The sequence below is a fragment of the Micromonospora sp. NPDC047620 genome, assembly GCF_043205005.1.
In the GTDB taxonomy this organism is placed as follows: Bacteria; Actinomycetota; Actinomycetes; order Mycobacteriales; family Micromonosporaceae; genus Micromonospora.
In genome coordinates this window covers 1-1,208 of the sequence record NZ_JBIDDG010000147.1, presented here as the reverse complement: position 1 = coordinate 1,208, position 1,208 = coordinate 1, and the positions used below count along the sequence as shown (strand labels likewise).

Genomic DNA, 1,208 nt, shown 5'->3' with positions numbered 1-1,208 from the left:
CTGTTCGGCAGTGACCAGTCTGCTCGCGATCACTTGCCCCCGGATGACATCCCACGCCTGTTCGTGGGTGCTCACCACCAGCTCGTCACCGAGGTCGAACAATTCCCGCCAGCCGCCGAGCAGATCGGCCATCAGCTCCCCTGGCGCCGGATCGGCCGAGGCGGATGACGGTTGCGGGGGCGCGCCCGCCGCACTGTCGAGCAGGGCCACGACGCCGACTCGAGCGCCGTCGCGTTGCAGCCGAACCGCCATCGCGTGCGCGATCTGACCGCCGAGCGACCACCCTAGCAGGTGGTACGGACCCGTCGGCTGCACTCGGCGAATCTCGGCCACATAGCGTGCGGCCAATTCGTCGACGGAATTCGCGAGGGGTTCGCCGGCCACCACGTGCGGATCCTGCAGGCCGTATACCGGGCGATCCGGATGCAGATGTTCGACGAGTCCGCCGTAGAACCACGCCAGGCCGCCCGCCGGATGGACGGCGAACACGGCCGGCTCGGATCCGTTCGCGCGCAAAGGAAGCAGCACGGTCAGGCCGGATGCGCCGTCGGCGTCGTCGGCTCGGCGGGCCAGCGCCTGCGGTGTCGCGTCCTCGAACATCCACGGCAAGTCGAGCGTCACACCGCGCGTCCGCAATTCGGTCACCGCCATGGTGGCCAGCAGCGAATTGCCGCCCAGATCGAAGAAGCCGTCGGTCGCCCCGCCCCGCGCGGACCCCAGGATCTGCTCGTACACCTCGGCGATGATCTTCTCGGTGCGCGTGCGCGGTGCGACGAACCGTTGCGCGGCCGTGTCGAAATCGGGCGCGGGCAAGGCTTTTCGATCCAGTTTGCCGTTGACCGTCAGCGGCAGATCGGCCAGCACCATCACCATCGAGGGCACCATGTAACTCGTCAGCACCTCGGCGGCGGCCGCCCGGACCTCCCCCGGATCGATGTGCTGCCCGTCGGCGGCGACGACATATCCGATCAGCTGGTCGACCTCGCGTTCGTGGCGATGCACGGCCGCGGCGGCCCGCGCGACCGACGGATGCCGCAGCAACGCCGACTCGACCTCCCCCAGCTCGATCCGGTACCCGCGCAACTGCACCTGCGCGTCACCGCGACCGGCGTAGCTCAGTTCCAGGCCGTCACCGGTTTCCCGCCAGCTGCCGAGGTCGCCGGTGCGATACAACCGGCCGCCGGCCGGGTCGAACGGATCCGCCACGA

General features: G+C 69.5%; 1 protein-coding gene. It reads right to left on the bottom strand.

Going from position 1 to position 1,208, the window contains the following annotated elements; all coding sequences use genetic code 11:
• On the bottom strand, positions 1 to 1,208 hold a 1,208-nt coding region (locus ACGF5C_RS34840), incomplete at both ends, for a thioesterase domain-containing protein (protein ID WP_393308687.1).